Source organism: Commensalibacter sp. M0133 (genome assembly GCF_016101485.1).
In the GTDB taxonomy this organism is placed as follows: domain Bacteria; phylum Pseudomonadota; class Alphaproteobacteria; order Acetobacterales; family Acetobacteraceae; genus Commensalibacter; species Commensalibacter melissae.
This window is the reverse complement of the sequence record NZ_JACFQI010000001.1, coordinates 855,472-875,321: the sequence shown is the minus strand read 5'-3', so window position 1 is coordinate 875,321 and position 19,850 is coordinate 855,472. Positions and strand designations below refer to the sequence as shown.

At 42.4% G+C, this 19,850-nt stretch carries 22 protein-coding genes; all 22 read left to right on the top strand.

Annotation, left to right across the window (positions count from 1 at the left end):
• Positions 1–206: 206 nt before the first annotated feature.
• The 22 genes from rplK to rplX all read left to right on the top strand — a co-directional run bounded on the left by rplK (position 207) and on the right by rplX (position 19,846).
• Complete coding sequence (gene rplK, locus H3T46_RS03955) at positions 207–641, top strand: 50S ribosomal protein L11 (RefSeq protein WP_110438415.1); 435 nt, start codon at positions 207–209, stop codon at positions 639–641.
• A gap of 3 nt (positions 642–644) precedes the next feature.
• Positions 645–1,340 carry a 50S ribosomal protein L1 gene (rplA, locus tag H3T46_RS03950; protein ID WP_110438414.1) on the top strand — a complete coding sequence of 232 codons (696 nt, stop codon included), beginning with the start codon at positions 645–647 and terminating at the stop codon, positions 1,338–1,340.
• 271 nt (positions 1,341–1,611) lie between these two features.
• Entirely contained in the window at positions 1,612–2,136 is a 525-nt protein-coding gene (gene rplJ, locus H3T46_RS03945; RefSeq protein WP_155580750.1) for a 50S ribosomal protein L10, read from the top strand.
• Between the two features lie 87 nt (positions 2,137–2,223).
• Positions 2,224–2,598 (top strand): 50S ribosomal protein L7/L12, encoded by a 375-nt coding sequence (gene rplL, locus H3T46_RS03940; protein WP_198197433.1) that lies wholly within the window; start codon positions 2,224–2,226, stop codon positions 2,596–2,598.
• A 256-nt stretch (positions 2,599–2,854) separates the two neighbouring features.
• Complete coding sequence (gene rpoB / locus H3T46_RS03935; RefSeq protein ID WP_198197432.1) at positions 2,855–7,027, top strand: DNA-directed RNA polymerase subunit beta; 4,173 nt, start codon at positions 2,855–2,857, stop codon at positions 7,025–7,027.
• Positions 7,028–7,109: 82 nt separating this feature from the next.
• Positions 7,110–11,360 carry a DNA-directed RNA polymerase subunit beta' gene (gene rpoC, locus H3T46_RS03930; RefSeq protein ID WP_232349935.1) on the top strand — a complete coding sequence of 1,417 codons (4,251 nt, stop codon included), beginning with the start codon at positions 7,110–7,112 and terminating at the stop codon, positions 11,358–11,360.
• A 368-nt stretch (positions 11,361–11,728) separates the two neighbouring features.
• Positions 11,729–12,100 (top strand): 30S ribosomal protein S12, encoded by a 372-nt coding sequence (gene rpsL / locus H3T46_RS03925; RefSeq protein WP_003621118.1) that lies wholly within the window; start codon positions 11,729–11,731, stop codon positions 12,098–12,100.
• Between the two features lie 15 nt (positions 12,101–12,115).
• A complete protein-coding gene (gene rpsG / locus H3T46_RS03920; protein WP_122123905.1) occupies positions 12,116–12,592 on the top strand; it encodes a 30S ribosomal protein S7 in 477 nt (158 codons plus the stop codon).
• A gap of 68 nt (positions 12,593–12,660) precedes the next feature.
• Positions 12,661–13,851: an elongation factor Tu gene (gene tuf / locus H3T46_RS03915; protein ID WP_110438408.1), complete on the top strand. Its 1,191-nt coding sequence runs from the start codon at positions 12,661–12,663 to the stop codon at positions 13,849–13,851.
• A gap of 96 nt (positions 13,852–13,947) precedes the next feature.
• Positions 13,948–14,256, top strand: coding sequence for a 30S ribosomal protein S10 (rpsJ, locus tag H3T46_RS03910; protein ID WP_110438407.1), 309 nt, complete (start codon positions 13,948–13,950; stop codon positions 14,254–14,256).
• Between the two features lie 10 nt (positions 14,257–14,266).
• Positions 14,267–14,956, top strand: a complete 690-nt coding sequence (rplC, locus tag H3T46_RS03905; RefSeq protein WP_155567191.1) for a 50S ribosomal protein L3 — start codon at positions 14,267–14,269, stop codon at positions 14,954–14,956.
• Positions 14,957–14,961: 5 nt separating this feature from the next.
• Positions 14,962–15,576, top strand: coding sequence for a 50S ribosomal protein L4 (gene rplD, locus H3T46_RS03900; protein ID WP_110438405.1), 615 nt, complete (start codon positions 14,962–14,964; stop codon positions 15,574–15,576).
• Positions 15,577–15,611: 35 nt separating this feature from the next.
• A complete protein-coding gene (locus H3T46_RS03895; RefSeq protein ID WP_197037492.1) occupies positions 15,612–15,908 on the top strand; it encodes a 50S ribosomal protein L23 in 297 nt (98 codons plus the stop codon).
• A gap of 17 nt (positions 15,909–15,925) precedes the next feature.
• On the top strand, positions 15,926–16,756 hold the full coding sequence (gene rplB / locus H3T46_RS03890) for a 50S ribosomal protein L2 (RefSeq protein WP_155568372.1): 831 nt from the start codon (positions 15,926–15,928) through the stop codon (positions 16,754–16,756).
• Positions 16,757–16,771: 15 nt separating this feature from the next.
• On the top strand, positions 16,772–17,050 hold the full coding sequence (rpsS, locus tag H3T46_RS03885) for a 30S ribosomal protein S19 (RefSeq protein ID WP_110438402.1): 279 nt from the start codon (positions 16,772–16,774) through the stop codon (positions 17,048–17,050).
• Between the two features lie 3 nt (positions 17,051–17,053).
• Positions 17,054–17,455: a 50S ribosomal protein L22 gene (gene rplV, locus H3T46_RS03880; protein ID WP_155565784.1), complete on the top strand. Its 402-nt coding sequence runs from the start codon at positions 17,054–17,056 to the stop codon at positions 17,453–17,455.
• A gap of 1 nt (position 17,456) precedes the next feature.
• A complete protein-coding gene (gene rpsC, locus H3T46_RS03875) occupies positions 17,457–18,134 on the top strand; it encodes a 30S ribosomal protein S3 (RefSeq protein WP_155565783.1) in 678 nt (225 codons plus the stop codon).
• A 62-nt stretch (positions 18,135–18,196) separates the two neighbouring features.
• A complete protein-coding gene (rplP, locus tag H3T46_RS03870; protein ID WP_110438399.1) occupies positions 18,197–18,613 on the top strand; it encodes a 50S ribosomal protein L16 in 417 nt (138 codons plus the stop codon).
• A gap of 1 nt (position 18,614) precedes the next feature.
• Positions 18,615–18,851 (top strand): 50S ribosomal protein L29, encoded by a 237-nt coding sequence (rpmC, locus tag H3T46_RS03865; RefSeq protein ID WP_155569514.1) that lies wholly within the window; start codon positions 18,615–18,617, stop codon positions 18,849–18,851.
• 14 nt (positions 18,852–18,865) lie between these two features.
• The gene (rpsQ, locus tag H3T46_RS03860; RefSeq protein WP_110438397.1) at positions 18,866–19,144 is read left to right on the top strand and encodes a 30S ribosomal protein S17; all 279 of its coding nucleotides are present in this window, start codon (positions 18,866–18,868) and stop codon (positions 19,142–19,144) included.
• 13 nt (positions 19,145–19,157) lie between these two features.
• Entirely contained in the window at positions 19,158–19,526 is a 369-nt protein-coding gene (gene rplN / locus H3T46_RS03855; protein ID WP_110438396.1) for a 50S ribosomal protein L14, read from the top strand.
• A complete protein-coding gene (gene rplX, locus H3T46_RS03850; protein WP_198197431.1) occupies positions 19,526–19,846 on the top strand; it encodes a 50S ribosomal protein L24 in 321 nt (106 codons plus the stop codon). The genes rplN and rplX overlap by 1 nt, the downstream gene beginning before the upstream one ends.
• Positions 19,847–19,850 lie beyond the last annotated feature (4 nt).

Here is a 19,850-nt window from a genome sequence, read left to right as displayed (position 1 = left end):
TAAAATAATTAACAAATCATTAAAAAAAATACAATTAAATTTAATTTTATTTGAATATAATTCTTGACAATTTTTTAAAAAAGACTATGAAATAAGCTTCATATCGGAACGCGGGAGATTACTTTAGCAACAAGGAGAAAATAATTTTTCTTTAAGTTTTCGTGTGAACCGCGGTCTGGGTAGGTTAATGTTAAGGAGACCCGGATATGGCCAAAAAGATTGTTGGCTACATTAAATTGCAAATTCCAGCTGGAAAGGCGAATCCATCCCCACCTGTTGGACCTGCCTTAGGTCAGCGTGGCTTAAATATTATGCAATTTTGTAAAGAATTTAATGCTGCAACACAAAGCCTGGAACCAGGAATGCCTATTCCTGTCGTGATTACAGCTTATGCAGATCGTACATTTAGCTTCATCACTAAAACACCCCCTAATACTTATTTTTTATTGAAAGCTGCAAAAATTTCCAAAGGTGCCTCTGTTATTGGTAAGGGTGCAACTGTTGGTACAGTAAAAATCAGTCAATTGCGTGAAATTGCTGAGCAAAAGATGAAAGATATGAATGCGAATGACGTTGATGGTGCCGTTCGTATGTTGATAGGATCTGCACGTTCCATGGGCTTGAAGGTTGAGGAGGCTTAAGAGATGGCAAAAAATAAACGTATTGCTGCAGCTTATGCTTCTATTGAAAGAAATAAGCTTTACGCATTAAAAGATGCTGTTGCATTGATTCGTGATAATGCGAAGGCTAAATTTGACGAAACAGTTGAAATTGCCATTAATCTAGGTGTTGATCCTCGTTATGCGGATCAGATGGTTCGAGGTTTAATGTCACTGCCACATGGAACGGGAAAAACTTTGCGTGTTGCTGTTTTTGCACGGGGTGAAAGAGCCGAAGAGGCTAAAGCGGCTGGCGCAGATATTGTTGGTGATGAAGATCTTGCGGAAAAAGTGCAGGCGGGTCAGGTTGATTTTGACCGTTGTATTGCAACCCCTGACATGATGGCGCTGGTTGGGCGTCTTGGTAAGATTCTTGGTCCACGTGGTTTGATGCCTAATCCCAAATTGGGAACGGTTACAATGGACGTTAAGTCTGCTGTAACAGCTGCAAAATCAGGTCAGGTTGAATACCGTGCCGAAAAGGGTGGTGTCATTCATGCTGGTGTGGGTAAGGCATCATTTAGTGCTGAAAATCTTCTTGAAAATATCCGAGCTTTTGTTGATACTGTGCAAAAAGCACGCCCAACAGGGGTTAAAGGTACCTATATGAAAAAGATTTATCTTTCTTCAACAATGGGTCCTGGCATTGAAGTGGATATTGCTAGCGTTAACGCTGGTTAATAAAAAGTTTTATTATCCCTTTTTGGTAAGGGGATAGTATTGTCGAGACATTTTAAAATGTCTCAAACCTGTCCAAGACCGTACGTAATTTAAGATTTTAAAGGTTTAGAACCGCGCATGGAAGACGGGGCTGGTATTATAGATTGAAAAATTATTTATATGCTAGTGATTCCGTTAAGGACAGGCGAACCGGATCAATAAAATTCATTTTATTGATCTAAATGGTAACCTGAACAGTTATAAATTTAACTGATCAAAATGGAGACGGGATTTGGACCGCACGGAAAAACAAGCTTTTGTTGCTTCCATGGCATCTGTTTTCGCAAACACTTCAATGGTCGTTGTTACGCGCAATGCGGGATTAACGGTTGCTGATGTTACGGATTTGCGTCGTCGTATGCGTGCTGCTGGGGCAAATTATAAAGTTGGGAAAAACCGCTTGGTCACCCTCGCCGCAAAAGGTACCCCATTCGAAGGCATTACGCCAATGCTAACTGGGCCTACAGCTCTTGCTTGGGCAGAGGATCCAGTTGCTGTTGCGAAAGTAGCCGTCGAGTTCGCCAAAACCAATGAGAAACTTGTTGTGCTTGGTGGAGCGTTAAGTGGCCAATTGCTTGATTTGAATCAGGTTAAGGCCCTTGCAGAGCTTCCATCCTTGGATGCGCTTCGTGCACAACTGGTTGGGCTTATTTCTACACCTGCCACACGTATTGCTGGTGTATTACAAGCTCCTGCTGGTCAATTGGCACGGGTTTTTGGTGCTTATGCGGACAAAGGTGATGTACAAGCGGCTTAATAAAATAATTAAGTCTTTAAAAAGTTACTGAATAATCAGTAGACTTATCTCAAATCACTTATTAGTATATGAATAGGAAGAATATAAATGGCTGATCTAGCTAAACTTGTTGATGAATTATCTGCTTTAACCGTACTAGAAGCTGCTGAGCTTTCTAAAATGTTGGAAGAAAAATGGGGCGTTTCTGCTGCTGCTCCTGTTGCTGTTGCCGCTGTTCCAGCTGCTGGTGGTGCTGCTCCAGCTGAAGAAAAAACTGAATTCGATGTAATTCTTGCTAAATCTGGTGATAAGAAGATCAATGTTATTAAAGAAGTGCGCACCATCACAGGTCTTGGTTTGAAAGAAGCTAAAGATTTGGTTGAGGGGGCTCCTAAAACGCTTAAAGAAGGCGTAAGTAAGGATGAAGCTGAAAAAATTAAAAAGACCCTTGAAGAACAAGGCGCTTCAGTCGAAATTAAATAAGGCTATGAAGCAAACGGTAGAAAATTTTCTTTCTGCTGTTAGACTTTAAAATAAGGTAAGGCGGAACTCGTGAGTAGGGGTTTCCGCCTGCTTGGTCGTTAAAAGGAAAAATATTTAACGATTGTAAAATAGTATTCCCTTTATATATTAGGGATTAGTGAGAGTGTGATCCCTTATTGGGATCATGAGTTTATAATTATCCAGATGGTTTGTGTGACAAATTTATCCGGAAGCAGGCGATAGGGCACAATACACGATGAACGCGGTAAGCAAATCGTTCACTGGGCGCAAGCGCATTCGTAAAAATTTTGGGCGGATTCCTGAAATTGCTCCGATGCCAAATTTAATTGATGTGCAACGGGCAAGTTATGAGGCTTTTCTACAACGAGATGTAAAGCCGGAAAACCGTTCATTAACTGGTTTGGAAGAGGTTTTTCGATCTATTTTTCCAATCAGCGATTTTGCAGGTAATGGTCGTCTTGAATTTATAAATTATGAATTTGAAGAACCTAAATATGATGTTGAGGAATGTCTTCAGCGGGGATTGACTTATGCGGCACCATTAAAGGTCGTTCTTCGTTTGATCGTTTGGGATATTGACGAAGATACGGGGTCTCGTTCTATTCGTGATATTAAAGAACAACCTGTCTATATGGGTGATATGCCTTTGATGACAGAAAATGGCACCTTTATTATTAATGGTACCGAACGTGTTATCGTATCTCAAATGCATCGCAGTCCAGGGGTGTTTTTTGATCATGATGGCGGGAAAACCCATTCATCAGGCAAATTTTTGTTTACGGCAAGAATAATTCCCTATCGTGGTTCCTGGCTAGATTTTGAATTTGATAGTAAAGATTTAATTTACGTCCGAATAGATCGAAAGAGAAAAATTCCTGTCACAACCTTTTTGTATGCTCTTGAGGGTGAAAATTCGATTGCTTTGCGAGAGGCGAAAATTAAAGAGGGTGGGGATGTGGATTCCGTTCTTGTTCATGGAATGGATGATGATGAAATCCTTTCATATTTTTATAATACAGTAGTTTTCAAAAAAGTTGCTGATGGTTGGTCTCGCACCTTTGAGCAGGATGCTTTTCGCAATTTAAAATTACTGTCCCCTTTGGTTGATGCGGATACTGGTGAGATTGTAGCTGAAGCAAATGTCAAGTTGACTGCAAGGCTTATTCGCAAGATTGCTGAAAAAACGAAAAACGTGCTTGTTAAACGGGAAGATTTGCTTGGACGTTATTTTGCTCATGATCTGGTCAATGAAGAAACCGGTGAAATTTATGCCGAGGCTGGTGTAGAGATTACCGAAGCTATACTGGATACGCTGGAAGAGCTTGGTTTAAAAGAAATACCGACGCTGGCGATTGACAATAATGTCGGTCCCTGGATCAGAAATACATTGATTGTTGATAAAAATACGTCCAGAGATGATGCGCTGGTTGATATTTATCGTGTCATGCGTCCTGGTGAACCTCCAACGGCTGAAACGGCAGAGGCGTTGTTCCACGGGTTATTCTTTGATGCTGATCGTTATGATCTTTCTGCTGTTGGACGTGTAAAAATGAATATGCGTCTTGGTGTGGAAGGGGATGACACTATTCGTACACTTCGTAAAATTGATATTTTGCGGACGATCAAAATCATGTGCGAATTAAAAGATGGACAAGGAAGTGTCGATGATATCGATAATCTTGGAAATCGTCGTGTACGTTCTGTGGGTGAATTGATGGAAAATCAATATCGTCTTGGTTTGTTAAGAATGGAACGTGCCATTCGTGAAAGAATGAGTTCTGTTGATATTGATACAGTCATGCCGCATGACCTTATTAATGCAAAACCGGCTGTTGCCGCCGTTCGTGAATTTTTTGGTTCATCACAGTTATCGCAATTTATGGATCAAACGAACCCATTGTCAGAAGTTACACATAAACGTCGTTTATCCGCTTTGGGACCGGGCGGGCTGACCCGTGAACGTGCCGGATTTGAAGTTCGGGACGTTCATCCGACACATTATGGACGTATTTGTCCGATTGAAACGCCCGAAGGTCCAAATATTGGTTTGATCAATTCTTTGGCAACGTATGCAAAAGTAAACAAATACGGGTTTATTGAAACACCTTATCGTTTGGTCAAGGATGGTCAATTGCAAGATGGGTGGAAATATCTTACCGCCATGGAAGAGGAAAAGCTTATCGTCGCACAGGCAGATGCCAAACAGGATAGTCATGGACATTTGACAGGAGATCTTGTTTCTGTAAGACAAAATGGCGATTTTCAACTGGTAAAACCAGAAGAGGTTACTGCTTGTGATGTTTCGCCAAAGCAATTGGTTTCTGTTGCTGCTGCCTTGATTCCGTTCCTTGAAAACGATGATGCAAACCGTGCCTTGATGGGATCAAACATGCAGCGTCAAGCCGTTCCATTAATTCGGTCAGATGCGCCATTAGTTGGAACAGGAATGGAAGCCGCAGTTGCAAGAGATTCTGGAGCAACGATTGTGGCTCGTCGCGGTGGTATTGTTGATCAGATTGATGGAGCTCGTATTGTTGTCCGTGCAACGGATGAAAATGGTGCAACGCAAGGTGTTGATATTTACCGTTTACGGAAATACACGCGTTCTAATCAGTCAACTTGTATCAATCAGCGACCATTGGTTTATGTTGGTGATTATATTAAGGCTGGCGATATTATCGCTGATGGCCCTTCAACAGAGCTTGGTGAATTGGCACTTGGCCGTAACGTTCTTGTTGCCTTCATGCCGTGGAACGGTTACAATTTCGAAGATTCAATACTGATTTCAGAACGTATTGCGCGGGATGATGTGTTTACTTCTATTCATATTGAAGAATTTGAGGTGATGGCACGTGACACAAAATTGGGCCAAGAGGAAATAACTCGGGATATCCCCAATGTCGGGGAGGAAGCGCTGCGTAACTTGGATGAAGCTGGTATCGTATATATTGGTGCTGAAGTAAATCCTGGTGATATCTTGGTGGGTAAAATCACTCCCAAGGGTGAAAGCCCGATGACGCCTGAAGAAAAGCTTTTACGTTCTATTTTTGGTGAAAAGGCTTCTGATGTTCGTGATACATCATTGAAATTACCGCCTGGAACAAGTGGGACCGTTGTTGACGTTCGTGTTTTCTCTCGTCGTGGTATTGATAAAGATGAACGTGCAATGGCTATTGAACGTGCTGAAATTGAACGGTTAAGCAAGGATCGTGATGATGAGTTGGCCATTCAAGAACGTGCGTTCTATAACAGGTTGAAAGAGAATCTTCTCAATCAGAAAGCTGGGGCAGGATTCAAGGGAATTAGATCAGGAACGGATTTAACGGAAGAAGTGTTGGCCGAACATCCCCGTGGAACATGGCGTCATATCATTGTTGCCGATGATGATGTAATGGCTAATATTGAACAGATTAAACGTGACTTTGATCGTGAGGTTTCCAATATTCAGGCGCGTTTCAACAACAAGGTTGATAAGATCCAGCGTGGTGACGAGCTTCCTCCTGGTGTTATGAAAATGGTTAAGGTTTTCATTGCCGTTAAAAGAAAATTACAGCCTGGGGATAAAATGGCCGGTCGTCATGGAAATAAGGGTGTTGTTTCCCGTGTTGTGCCAGTTGAGGACATGCCATTTCTTGAGGATGGAACCTCTGTTGATATCGTGTTGAATCCGTTGGGTGTGCCTTCCCGTATGAATGTCGGTCAGATCCTTGAAACCCATTTGGGATGGGCCTGTGCAAATCTGGGTAGACAAGTCAGCCAAGTTGTTGATCAGTATATGAAGACTGGTGAAAAGAAACAGGAACTTTTGGATCGCCTTAGATTGATTTATGGCGAAAAAACGTTTAATGAAAAAATAGCCAATCTTTCAGAGGCTGAACTGCTTAATTTCTGTAATGATCTTCATAAGGGTGTCTCGATTATGACTCCGGTGTTTGATGGAGCAAGCATTCCTGATATCGAAAACATGTTGAAAGAGGCGGGGCTTAATCCTTCGGCGCAAAGTACATTGATTGATGGACGTACGGGAGATCCTTTTGAGCGCCAAGTGACGGTTGGTTATATTTACATGCTTAAGTTGCATCACCTGGTTGATGACAAAATCCATGCGCGTTCTATTGGTCCTTACTCATTGGTGACGCAACAACCATTGGGTGGTAAAGCCCAATTTGGTGGCCAGCGTTTCGGAGAAATGGAGGTATGGGCCTTGGAGGCTTATGGGGCTGCCTATACCTTGCAGGAAATGCTTACGGTTAAATCAGATGACGTTTCAGGCCGTACTAAGGTTTATGAAGCGATCGTTAAAGATCAGGACGATTTTGAGGCTGGTATACCTGAAAGCTTTAATGTGCTAGTGAAGGAATTAAAATCCCTTGGCTTAAATGTTGAACTTGAACAAAGTGCTGAATAAAGTAGATTGTTAGGTTTTTTAAATATTATCAATGAGGTATTCAGTTTATGAATACCTCAACCCCCCAAAAGGTTTTTGGCGAATGAATGAACTTATGAAAATTCTTGGTCAGACTGGCCAAGCAATGACGTTTGATCAGATTAAAATTCAATTGGCCTCGTCTGAACAGATACGGTCTTGGTCTTATGGTGAAGTGAAAAAGCCAGAGACAATCAATTATCGTACTTTTAAACCAGAACGGGATGGATTGTTTTGTGCGCGCATTTTCGGTCCGATCAAGGATTATGAATGTCTTTGTGGTAAATATAAACGGATGAAATTCCGTGGCATAGTATGTGAAAAATGCGGTGTTGAAGTTACGCTTGCCAAAGTGCGTCGTGAACGTATGGGGCATATTGAGCTTGCAAGCCCGGTTGCACATATTTGGTTTTTGAAATCTCTTCCAAGTCGTATCGGATTAATGATCGATATGACTTTGAAAGATCTCGAGAGGGTTTTGTATTTTGAAAATTATGTTGTTTTAGAACCCGGGACATCGCCATTAAAACAATATAGCCTGCTGACTGAGGATCAATATCTTGATGCCATGGAAGAATATGGGCATGAAGGTATTGAAATAGGGATTGGTGCGGAAGCGATTAAGAAAATTCTGGTCAATATCGATTGTGATGTTGAAAAAGTCGAATTACGCGCCGAATTAAAAGAAACGACTTCTGAAGTCAAACGTAAGAAACTTGTAAAACGTTTAAAACTGGTGGAAGCTTTTGCAGAAAGTGGTTGTCGTCCTGAATGGATGATCATGAGTGTTGTACCAGTCATTCCACCTGAATTAAGACCGCTTGTCCCATTGGACGGGGGGCGTTTTGCTACATCAGATCTCAATGATTTGTACCGTCGTGTCATCAACCGTAATAACCGGTTGAAACGGTTAATGGAATTGCGTGCACCAGATATTATCATTCGTAATGAAAAACGTATGTTGCAGGAATCTGTTGATGCGTTGTTTGATAATGGACGTAGAGGACGGGCAATTACAGGGGCGAATAAACGACCATTAAAATCCTTGGCAGATATGCTTAAAGGAAAACAGGGACGTTTCCGTCAGAACCTGCTTGGGAAACGTGTGGATTATTCTGGACGTTCAGTGATTGTGGTTGGTCCTGAACTGAAATTGCATCAATGCGGTTTGCCTAAAAAAATGGCATTGGAATTGTTCAAGCCATTTATATATTCCAAGCTTGAAAAATATGGGCATGCAACGACCATTAAGGCAGCTAAGCGTATGGTTGAGAAAGAACGCCCAGAAGTTTGGGATATTATTGAAGAGGTTATTCGTGAACATCCTGTCATGCTTAACCGTGCACCAACTTTACACCGTTTGGGTATTCAAGCTTTCGAACCTGTTTTGATTGAGGGTAAAGCGATTCAGTTGCATCCATTGGTATGTACTGCCTTCAATGCAGATTTTGACGGTGATCAGATGGCGGTTCATGTGCCATTGAGTTTGGAAGCGCAGCTCGAAGCACGTGTTTTGATGATGTCCACAAATAATATTCTTAGTCCTGCTAGTGGTAAGCCTATTATTGTTCCATCTCAGGATATTGTATTGGGGCTGTATTATCTAAGTCTGGAAATTCCTGAATTTAAATTAACTCCAGATCAATCCGAATATGATTCTGAAGGTCATCTTATTAAAAAGGGTGCACCTCTTTTTGCGAATATTGGTGAGATTGAACATGCATTGTCATCCAGAACCTTGAAGCTTCACGATAAAATTCGTTGTCGTTTTCAAACAAAGAATGCAGATGGTGAGCTAGTTTATCAAAAGGTAGTGACAACCGCAGGTAGAATGCTGATTTCACAGATTCTTCCAAAACACCCAGCAATCAATTTTTCATTGATCAATCAACAATTAACGAAAAAGACAATTTCAGATATTATCGATATTGTCTATCGTCATTGTGGTCAGAAGGAATGTGTGATTTTTGCGGATCGTATGATGGGACTAGGATTCTCTTACGCTGCTAAAGCTGGTATTTCCTTTGGTAAGGATGATATGATCATTCCTGATGCGAAAAAGGAACTGGTTGCCAAGACAACCGAAGAAGTTAAGGAGTTTGAACAGCAATATCAGGACGGTTTGATTACTGCAGGAGAGCGTTATAACAAGGTTGTTGATGCCTGGTCACGTTGTACGGATGAGGTTCAGGCAGCGATGATGAAAAAGATTTCACATGTAGAGCCTGGCCAACCCATCAATTCTGTCTGGATGATGAGTCATTCTGGAGCTCGTGGGTCCCCAGCCCAGATGAAGCAGTTGGCCGGTATGCGTGGTCTGATGGCGAAACCGTCAGGTGAAATTATTGAACAACCTATTATTGCCAACTTCAAGGAAGGTCTTTCTGTTCTTGATTATTTTACGTCGACTCATGGTGCACGTAAAGGATTGGCTGATACGGCTCTGAAAACTGCAAACTCTGGATATCTTACTCGTCGTCTGGTTGACGTTGCTCAGGATTGCATTATAGTTGAGCCAGATTGTGGAACAGAACGCGGATTGGTTGTTCGTGCGGTAATGGATGGTGGTGAGGTTATTTCTTCACTTGCAGAACGTATTCTTGGACGTACATTGGCGGCAGATGTAACTGATCCAGCAACTGGTAAAATCCTTTATCCTCGTAACACGCTTCTGGAGGAGGCCGAAGTTGAGGCGATCGAAAAGGCCAATGTTGAAAGTGTGATGATTCGTTCTGTTTTAACCTGTGACAGTCAGGTTGGCGTATGCGCTCATTGTTATGGTCGTGATCTTGCTCGCGGAACTCCCGTTAATATAGGAGAGGCTGTCGGTGTTATTGCTGCTCAGTCAATTGGTGAGCCCGGGACTCAGCTGACAATGCGTACATTCCATATTGGCGGTGCAGCACAAAAAGGTGCAGAACAATCTATGGTTGAATCCTCCCGCGATGGCAAGATCAAGATTGTAAATCTGAATGTTGTTCAAAACAGTCAGGGATTTGACATTGTCATGTCCAGAAACTGTGAAATTATCCTGTTGGATGATAATGGAATTGAACGCGCTCATTACCGTATTCCCTATGGTGCACGTTTGCTTGTTAAAAATGGATCGAATGTCAAGCGCCATCAGAAAATGGCAGAATGGGATCCATATACTTTACCTATTATTACTGAAAAATCAGGTACAATTGAGTATCAGGATCTGATTGAAGGTATTACACTGGTTGAACGGATGGATGAAGTCACGGGGCTTTCTTCAAAAGTTGTTGTTGACTATAAGCAAACAAGTAAATCTCGTGATTTGAGACCACGCTTGCAGTTAAAGGATTCAAATGGGGAAGTTATGAAGTTGGGGAACGGTAATGACGCACGTTACTTCTTGTCTCCAGATTCCCTGCTTTCTGTGGAAAATGGGGCGCAGGTTAATGCCGGTGATGTCTTGGCACGTATTCCAAGAGAAGGTTCCAAGACACGTGACATTACCGGGGGACTTCCTCGAGTAGCTGAACTTTTCGAGGCTCGTCGTCCGAAAGATCATGCGATTATTGCCGAAAATGATGGTGTGGTTGAATTCGGAAAAGATTATAAGGCAAAACGTCGGATCGTTGTACGTAATGAGGATGCTGGTGAAGAAACAGAATATTTGATTCCTAAAGGAAAACATATTTCTGTACAGGAAGGTGACTTTGTCCGTAAGGGCGATCCTCTTGTTGATGGACCACGTGTTCCTCATGATATTTTAAAGGTTCTTGGAATTGAAGCCTTGTCGGATTATCTGATTGATGAAATTCAAAGTGTTTATCGTCTTCAGGGTGTGAAGATCAATGATAAACATATTGAAGTGATTGTTCGTCAAATGCTGCAGAAAATTGAAGTGACGGATCCAGGTGATACGACTTATTTAATTGGTGAAACTGTAGATCGCTTGGAATTTGAACAAGAAAATATCAAACGGATGAACGCCAACGAGCGTCCAGCAACTGGTTCACCAGTTTTACAGGGTATCACCAAAGCTGCGTTACAAACCAAATCCTTTATTTCAGCGGCTTCCTTCCAGGAAACAACTCGTGTATTGACAGAGGCCGCATCTGCGGGGAAGGTTGATACCTTGATGGGATTAAAGGAGAATGTAATCGTCGGACGTCTTGTTCCTGCAGGAACGGGTAGTGTTATGAACAGATTCCGTGCCATGGCCTATTCAAGAGATAGACAACGAATTCTGGATGCAAATAAGATGAATGATGAAGCGGAAATTGAATTTTCTTCTGTTACATCAGAAAATAATGAAATAAAGGACGTGACTCAGGTCACTGAATAAGGTATAGGTATATAACTTTATTCGTTTTCAGTTTTATTAAATGGGTATTACTACCCATTTAATAAGTTAAAATACGGGTCATTTTTGTCTTTTGGCAAAAATAAAATGTTTTTTTACAAGGATACCTAGTTCAATTTTAAGCTGTTTTAAAAATAGCTTGCAATTTAACAAGGGTCTTGTTAAAAGCATCGTTATCTGTTGAATAAATTTATGGCACATTAGATAAAACATTGTTTATAAGGTATATGGTTTTATTTTTATGCCAACTTTAGTGGCATTTATTTAATTAAATGTTAATTGTTGTAATGACCGTCGAGTAACGATATTGCGTTGCTTGACCTAGAAATAGTAAGGATCGGGAAAGGCGAATGCCGACCATTAACCAATTAATCGCTAAAGGCCGCGAACCTGCTGCCAAGCGCAATAAGGTTCCTGCTTTGCAGGGATGCCCGCAAAAACGAGGGGTATGTACTCGTGTTTATACAACAACACCTAAAAAGCCAAACTCAGCATTGCGTAAAGTTGCAAAGGTACGTCTGACGAACGGTTATGAAGTGGTGAGTTATATTCCTGGTGAAGGTCATAACTTGCAAGAACATAGTGTGGTCTTAATACGTGGTGGACGTGTTAAGGATTTGCCAGGCGTGCGTTATCATATTTTACGTGGTGTTCTGGATACACAAGGAATTGCAAAGCGACGTCAACGTCGTTCTTTGTATGGTGCTAAACGTCCAAAATAAGAGGAATTAAAAGGCATGAGTCGCCGACACCGCGCAGTAAAGCGTGAGATACTTCCCGATCCTAAGTTTGGTGATGTGGTCATCACGCGTTTCATGAATGCGTTGATGTATGATGGTAAAAAATCTATTGCTGAAAAAATCGTTTATGGTGCATTGGAATCTCTACGTGCCCGTGGCGGTGAATCAGCGGACCCTGTAAACCTGTTTCACGAAGCTTTGGATAATGTTAAGCCAGCCGTTGAAGTTCGTTCACGCCGTGTAGGCGGTGCAACGTATCAGGTGCCTGTAGAAGTTCGTGCTGACCGTCGTCAGGCATTAGCAATTCGCTGGTTAATTGACGCTTCCCGCAAACGTGGCGAAAATACTATGCAGGAAAGATTGTCAAACGAATTGCATGACGCTATCAATAATCGTGGAGCGGCTGTTAAAAAGCGCGAGGATACTCACCGTATGGCTGAAGCAAATAAAGCATTCAGTCATTATCGCTGGTAAGTATAAGTTTGAACTTAATTTATTTTAACCGAATTTCTTGGTAAAAACCGAGTTAACGGAGAGAGACAATGGCAAAGGCTAAATTTGAGCGGAATAAACCGCACTGTAACATTGGAACTATTGGTCACGTTGATCATGGTAAAACAACATTAACAGCTGCTATAACAAAAGTTTTGGCAGAAAAAGGTGGTGCGGATTTTACTGCCTATGACATGATCGATAAGGCACCTGAAGAACGTGCTCGTGGTATTACCATTTCAACAGCACACGTTGAGTATGAAACAGACAAACGTCACTATGCTCATGTTGACTGTCCTGGTCACGCTGACTATGTTAAAAACATGATCACAGGTGCAGCACAGATGGATGGTGCTATCCTGGTTGTTTCAGCTGCTGACGGTCCTATGCCACAGACTCGTGAACATATTCTTTTGGCTCGTCAGGTTGGCGTTCCAGCACTGGTCGTATTCATGAATAAATGTGACCAAGTTGATGATCCTGAACTTCTTGAGCTTGTTGAAATGGAAATTCGTGAATTACTTTCTTCGTATGAATTTCCTGGAGATGATATTCCCATTATCAAAGGATCAGCTTTGGTTGCCCTTGAAGACGGTGATCCAGAATTGGGTAAAAACCGTATTCTTGACCTGATGAATGCTGTTGATGAATATATCCCGCAGCCAGAACGTCCAATTGATCGTCCATTCTTGATGCCAATTGAGGATGTTTTCTCTATTTCTGGACGTGGTACGGTTGTCACCGGACGTGTGGAACGTGGTGAAATCACTGTTGGTGAAGAAGTTGAAATTGTTGGTATTCATCCAACAACAAAAACAACGGTTACCGGTGTTGAAATGTTCCGCAAGTTGCTTGACCGTGGTGAAGCGGGTGACAATATCGGTGCGCTTCTTCGTGGAACAAAACGTGAAGATGTTGAACGTGGTCAAGTTCTGGCTAAACCAGGAACCATCAAGCCACATAACAAATTCAAGGCGGAAGCTTATATTCTTACAAAAGAAGAAGGTGGGCGTCATACTCCATTCTTTACCAATTACCGTCCACAATTCTATTTCCGTACAACTGACGTAACTGGTGTTGTACATCTTCCAGAAGGTGTGGAAATGGTGATGCCTGGTGATAATGCGGCAATGGATGTTGAATTGATTGCTCCTATTGCCATGGATGAAGGTCTGCGATTCGCTATTCGCGAAGGTGGACGTACTGTTGGGGCTGGTGTAGTTTCCAAAATTACCGAATAGTCTCGGCTAATTAGTTTGGATTCCCAGCTGTTTTTGCGGCTGGGAATCTTGTTGTTCTTGGATCCGAAAAGGATTCGTTTTTGTAGGCAGAAATAAATGGAAAGCCAAAACATCCGTATTCGCCTTAAAGCTTACGATTATCGTGTGTTGGATAATAGCACTCGTGAAATCGTAAATACAGCGAAGCGTACGGGGGCACAGGTAAGGGGACCAATCCCGTTGCCAACGCACATTGAGCGGTTTACAGTTAACCGCTCACCCCATATTGATAAGAAGAGTCGTGAGCAGTTCGAAATCAGAACGCACCGGCGTTTGTTAGATATTGTTGAGCCCAACCCGCAGACCGTGGACGCTCTCATGAAACTTGACCTCGCCGCTGGCGTTGATGTCGAGATTAAGCTATAAGGTCCAGACGATGCGTACAGGATTGATCGCAAAAAAGTTGGGAATGACCCGACTATTTAAAGAGGACGGCACTCATGTGCCAGTCACTGTATTGTACTTGGATGAAGTACAAGTAGTTGATGCTCGTACAAATGAACGTGATGGATACACAGCCCTTCAATTGGGGTATGGTAAAGCTAAGGTAAAAAATGTTAGCAAGCCTAATCGTGGTCATTTTGCACGGGTAAAAGTTGAACCAAAACAGAAACTTGTAGAATTTCGTGTTACGGAAGACGCTGTTGTTGAGGCGGGGGCAAGATTGACTGCCGCTCATTTTGTTGTAGGACAAAAGGTGGACGTAACTGGGACCAGTAAAGGTAAGGGATTTGCAGGTGGAATGAAACGTTGGAACTTCAAGGGGTTGGAAGCAACTCATGGTGTTTCAATTAGTCATCGTTCGCATGGTTCCACAGGGAATAGACAAGACCCTGGCAAAACATTTAAAAATAAGAAGATGGCAGGCCATTTAGGTAGTGAGCGTGTAACGACGCAGAATCTTGAGGTTGCTGCTGTAGATGTAGAGAAAAATTTGATCATGATTAAAGGTGCAGTGCCTGGTGCGAAAAACGGGTTTGTTCTCTTGCGTGATGCGATCAAAAAGCCTCGTCATGCTGATGCACCATTTCCGGCAGCATTAGCAGCGGTTGCTGAGGAAGGTTGAACACTATGGATGTAGAAATCAAAACCTTCGATAATGGAAGTGCTGGCAATATTACGCTTCCAGATGAAATTTTCGGTATTGAACCCCGTCAAGATATTATGGCAAGAGTTGTGCATTGGCAGCTTGCCAAACGTCGTTCTGGCAATCATAAGATTAAGGGGCGTGGTGAAGTTTCTGGAACAACAAAAAAACCTTATCGGCAAAAAGGTACAGGTAATGCGCGTCAAGGTTCGTTACGTGGACCGCAGTTTCGTACCGGTGGCATTGTTCATGGTCCAGTAGTGCGTGATCATGGGTATGATTTGCCAAAGAAAGTAAGGCGTCTTGGTCTTATTTCTGCTTTATCACAGAAATTGGCAGAAGGTAAGTTGGTCGTTATTGACGAAGCCAATAATACTGCAAAAACATCTGAATTAGCTGCAAAATTAAAAGTGTTGGGCTGGAATTCAACTTTAATTATTGATGCAAATATTGATGAGAATTTTGGACGTGCAGTAAGAAATATCGCTTCAGTAGATATTCTTCCAACAATTGGTGCAAATGTTTATGACATTTTGAATCATGACATTTTGGCTATTACGCGCGCAGCAGTTGATGGGTTAAAGGAGCGCCTGGTATGACGAATATTCTTTCAATTCGCCAAAAGGCGGAAAAAATGTCTCGTGAAGCGATGTTTAACATTATTCGCGCGCCCTTGATTACTGAAAAGGCAACCTTTTTGTCTGAAAAAAATCAAATTGCGTTTAAAGTTGCATCAAACGCTACTAAGCTTCAAATCAAAGTTGCGATTGAAACTTTGTTCGGTGTGAAAGTGTTGGGTGTTAATACGCTGATTTTAAAAGGTAAGACAAAAAGATTTCGAGGTCGGTTAGGGCGTCGTTCTGATGTTAAAAAAGCTTTTGTTCAACTTGCTGAAGGTCAGTCAATTGATTTGACAACCAAGTTGTCATAAGTGTGAGGTAGGAATTAATGGCACTTAAGCACTTTAAACCAGTTACTCCAAGTCTTCGTGGCACGGTTCTAATTGACCGTAAGGAGCTTTGGAAAGGTAAACCTGTCAAGACGCTTACCGAAGGTAAGAACAAGACGGGTGGACGTAATAATAATGGTCGAATTACCTCTCGTTTTATTGGGGGTGGGCATAAACAGTCATATCGTTATGTTGATTTTAAAAGACGTAAATATGATATGCCTGCAACTGTTGAACGGTTAGAATATGATCCCAATCGAACCGCTTTTATCGCGTTGATCAAATATGAAGACGGTGAGTTATCTTATATTCTGGCACCTCAAAGATTAAAAGTTGGAGATGTTGTAATCGCAGGTCAGCGTGTTGATGTTAAGCCTGGAAATGCAATGCCTTTAGCAGCTATCCCTGTAGGAACCATTATTCACAATATTGAATTAAAAGAAGGAGCCGGTGGAAAACTGGTTCGTTCAGCTGGAACTTACGCTCAGTTGGTTGGTAAGGATGCTGGATATGCACAAATCAAACTGCAGTCGAATGAATTGCGTTTGGTACGTGGTGAATGTATGGCAACAGTTGGTGCCGTATCCAATCCAGATAACATGAACCAGCATTTTGGTAAGGCGGGACGTAGCCGTTGGTTAGGCCGTCGTCCACACAACCGTGGTGTTGTCATGAACCCGGTTGACCATCCTCATGGTGGTGGTGAAGGTCGTACTTCTGGTGGTCGTCATCCTGTGACACCATGGGGTAAACCAACTAAAGGTTATAAAACAAGAGTCAATAAGCGTACGGACAGCTTGATTATCCGTCGCCGTAAGACAGGCAAATAAAAGGGGCAAATAGAGATGGCAAGATCCGTCTGGAAAGGCCCGTTTGTAGACGGGTATTTACTTAAGAAAGCTGAAACCGCACGCGCTTCAGGTCGTAACGATGTGATTAAAATTTGGTCACGCCGTTCCACCATTTTGCCGCAGTTTGTTGGTTTGGTTTTTGGTGTTTACAACGGCCATAAATTTTTACCAGTGCAGGTCAGTGAAAATATGGTGGGTCATAAATTCGGTGAATTTTCTCCAACCCGTACATTCAATGGTCATGCAGCAGACAAAAAAGTAAAGCGGGGCTAGGATATGAGTAAACCAAAACATGATCGTGCACTCGCTGAAACCGAAGCTCAGGCAATTGGACGTAATATTCGTGTAAGTCCACGAAAACTAAATCTTGTTGCTGGATTGATTCGTAATCAACCTGCATCCACTGCTTTGGCAAAATTAACCTTTTCTAAAAGAAGAATTGCTAAAGAAGTTAAAACAGTTCTGGAAAGCGCGATTGCAAATGCGGAAAACAATCATCAACTTGATGTAGACCGTTTGGTTGTATCCAAGGCAGAGGTAGGTAAAGCGATGGTTATGCGTCGTTTTCATGCCAGGGGTCGTGGACGTTCAGCGCAAATTCAGAAATTCTTTAGTCATTTGAAGATTGTCGTTGCTGAGCGTGACGAAAACGATTCTTCTGAAGGAAAGGCAGCATAATATGGGTCAAAAAGTTAATCCAATTGGGTTGCGTTTGGGTATCAATCGTACTTGGGATAGTCGTTGGTATGCAGATAATGATTATACCAAATTATTATTTGAAGATTTCAAACTTCGTGACCATTTACGCAAGAAACTTGCAGGTGCGGGTGTTTCTAGGGTTGTTATTGAACGACCAGCTAAAAAGCCTCGTGTAACAATTTATGCAGCGCGCCCCGGAATCGTTATTGGTAAAAAAGGTCAGGATATTGATAGCTTACGTAAAGAATTAACATCAATGGCCGGTGCAGAGGTTGCATTGAATATTGTTGAAATACGTAAACCAGAAATTGATGCGACACTTGTTGCTGAAAATATTGCCCAGCAGCTGGAAAGACGTGTGGCGTTTCGTCGTGCTATGAAAAGAGCAGTGCAGTCAGCAATGCGTTTAGGTGCGCAAGGAATTCGTATCAATTGCAGTGGTCGTCTTGGCGGTGCTGAAATTGCACGCATCGAATGGTATCGTGAAGGACGCGTTCCCTTGCATACTTTAAGAGCAGATATTGATTATGGTGTTGCCGCAGCTCATACAACCTATGGGAAATGTGGTGTAAAGGTTTGGATTTTTAAGGGCGAAATCATGGCCCATGATCCATTGGCCCAGGATCGCCGTGCTGCTGATCAGGCACCACAAAGGTAATTGATTAATTGGAGCATAATAGTTATTAATAAAGCTATTACAACGCATGAGGATTTTAAATAATGCTATCTCCGCGGCGGACTAAATTCCGCAAAGCTCATAAAGGCCGTATTCACGGAATGGCTAAAGGTGGGACAGAGCTTAATTTTGGAACCTATGGTTTGAAAGCACTGCAGCCAGAACGTATTACAGCCCGTCAAATTGAAGCGTCTCGTCGTGCGATTACACGTGCGATGAAACGTATGGGACGTGTGTGGATTAGAGTTTTTCCAGACCTTCCTGTCTCTAGTAAACCAGCAGAAGTTCGTATGGGATCTGGAAAAGGGTCTCCTGAATATTGGGTTGCTCGTATCAAACCAGGTCGTATCCTATTTGAGATTGAAGGTGTAAGTCCCGAAATTGCAAAAGAGGCATTAACGCTCGGTGCTGCGAAGCTTCCAATTAAAACGAAATTTGTAACCCGTATAGGAGAGGCCTAGAATGGCAAAGGCAAAAAAGCCAGCTGATCTGCGCGCTAAAACGGTGGACGAATTAAAGACGTTGTTAATTGATTTGCGACGTGAACAGTTTAATTTACGTTTCCAACGTGCGACTGGTCAAAATGAGGGTGTAGGTCGAATTGGGGTAATCCGTCGAGATATTGCACGGATTAAGACTATTATGACTGAAGTTAACAAAAACGCCGCAGGTGCTGCTGCATCTGCCGGCAAGTCCTGAGGAGTTAATGGGCGATGCCAAGGCGCGTTCTAACCGGTCGGGTGACAAGCGATAAAATGGACAAAACAGTTTCTGTTTTGGTTGTTCGTCGCGTTATGCACCCGCTTTATAAAAAATTCATTCGTCGTTCGAAAAAATATGCGGCGCATGATGAATTAAATGAGTGTCAAATTGGAGATATGGTTCGTATCATTGAATCTCCTCCGATTTCAAAAAGGAAAACATGGACTGTGATTTCTCGCAACGGTGCACCTCTTGGTGCGGCTGAGCAAGTATCCAGCATAGAAGCTTAAGGGAGGCTTAACTATGATCCATCCCGAGACCAACCTAACTGTGGCTGATAATTCAGGTGCAAGAGAGGTGCAGTGCATTAAGGTGCTGGGCGGTTCAAAGCGGAAAACCGCTTCGGTCGGCGACGTGATCGTCGTTTCTGTCAAAGAGGCTATTCCTCGTGGCAAAGTAAAAAAAGGTGATGTTCATCAAGCTGTGATTGTCAGAACAAGCTATCCTGTTCGTCGTCCTGATGGAACCTCAATACGTTTTGATAAAAATGCTGCTGTATTGATAAATAAACAAAACGAACCAATTGGCACACGTATTTTCGGCCCAGTAGTAAGGGAATTGCGTGCACGTCAATTCATGAAAATTATCTCCTTAGCTCCGGAGGTTTTATAATGGCCGCACGTATTAAAAAAGGCGATCAAGTAATCGTTATTACAGGGCCTCAGAAAGGTGTGCAAGGTGAAGTCTTGTCAATTTGCACTGTTGAAAATAAGGCAGTGGTTCGTGGTGTGGCGGTTGCCAAACATCATAAGAAACCAACCCGTATGGGTGATGCTGGTGGTATTATTGAGCGTGAAAAGGCTATTCACTTGTCAAATCTTAAATTGGTAGATCCAAAATCAGGGAAACCTACTCGTGTTGGATTTAGAGTTTTGGAAGACGGTCGTAAGGTTCGTGTTGCCAAAACCACCGGTGAAGTGATCGAAGGTTAAGAGA

What these genes read in the sequence shown, in the direction of transcription:
- rplK (WP_110438415.1), top strand. Translation starts at nt 207, where the DNA reads ATGGCCAAAAAGATTGTTGGCTACATTAAATTGCAAATTCCAGCTGGA.
- rplA (WP_110438414.1), top strand. Translation starts at nt 645, where the DNA reads ATGGCAAAAAATAAACGTATTGCTGCAGCTTATGCTTCTATTGAAAGA.
- rplL (WP_198197433.1), top strand. Translation starts at nt 2,224, where the DNA reads ATGGCTGATCTAGCTAAACTTGTTGATGAATTATCTGCTTTAACCGTA.
- rpoB (WP_198197432.1), top strand. Translation starts at nt 2,855, where the DNA reads ATGAACGCGGTAAGCAAATCGTTCACTGGGCGCAAGCGCATTCGTAAA.
- rpoC (WP_232349935.1), top strand. Translation starts at nt 7,110, where the DNA reads ATGAATGAACTTATGAAAATTCTTGGTCAGACTGGCCAAGCAATGACG.
- rpsL (WP_003621118.1), top strand. Translation starts at nt 11,729, where the DNA reads ATGCCGACCATTAACCAATTAATCGCTAAAGGCCGCGAACCTGCTGCC.
- rpsG (WP_122123905.1), top strand. Translation starts at nt 12,116, where the DNA reads ATGAGTCGCCGACACCGCGCAGTAAAGCGTGAGATACTTCCCGATCCT.
- tuf (WP_110438408.1), top strand. Translation starts at nt 12,661, where the DNA reads ATGGCAAAGGCTAAATTTGAGCGGAATAAACCGCACTGTAACATTGGA.
- rpsJ (WP_110438407.1), top strand. Translation starts at nt 13,948, where the DNA reads ATGGAAAGCCAAAACATCCGTATTCGCCTTAAAGCTTACGATTATCGT.
- rplC (WP_155567191.1), top strand. Translation starts at nt 14,267, where the DNA reads ATGCGTACAGGATTGATCGCAAAAAAGTTGGGAATGACCCGACTATTT.
- rplD (WP_110438405.1), top strand. Translation starts at nt 14,962, where the DNA reads ATGGATGTAGAAATCAAAACCTTCGATAATGGAAGTGCTGGCAATATT.
- H3T46_RS03895 (WP_197037492.1), top strand. Translation starts at nt 15,612, where the DNA reads ATGTCTCGTGAAGCGATGTTTAACATTATTCGCGCGCCCTTGATTACT.
- rplB (WP_155568372.1), top strand. Translation starts at nt 15,926, where the DNA reads ATGGCACTTAAGCACTTTAAACCAGTTACTCCAAGTCTTCGTGGCACG.
- rpsS (WP_110438402.1), top strand. Translation starts at nt 16,772, where the DNA reads ATGGCAAGATCCGTCTGGAAAGGCCCGTTTGTAGACGGGTATTTACTT.
- rplV (WP_155565784.1), top strand. Translation starts at nt 17,054, where the DNA reads ATGAGTAAACCAAAACATGATCGTGCACTCGCTGAAACCGAAGCTCAG.
- rpsC (WP_155565783.1), top strand. Translation starts at nt 17,457, where the DNA reads ATGGGTCAAAAAGTTAATCCAATTGGGTTGCGTTTGGGTATCAATCGT.
- rplP (WP_110438399.1), top strand. Translation starts at nt 18,197, where the DNA reads ATGCTATCTCCGCGGCGGACTAAATTCCGCAAAGCTCATAAAGGCCGT.
- rpmC (WP_155569514.1), top strand. Translation starts at nt 18,615, where the DNA reads ATGGCAAAGGCAAAAAAGCCAGCTGATCTGCGCGCTAAAACGGTGGAC.
- rpsQ (WP_110438397.1), top strand. Translation starts at nt 18,866, where the DNA reads ATGCCAAGGCGCGTTCTAACCGGTCGGGTGACAAGCGATAAAATGGAC.
- rplN (WP_110438396.1), top strand. Translation starts at nt 19,158, where the DNA reads ATGATCCATCCCGAGACCAACCTAACTGTGGCTGATAATTCAGGTGCA.
- rplX (WP_198197431.1), top strand. Translation starts at nt 19,526, where the DNA reads ATGGCCGCACGTATTAAAAAAGGCGATCAAGTAATCGTTATTACAGGG.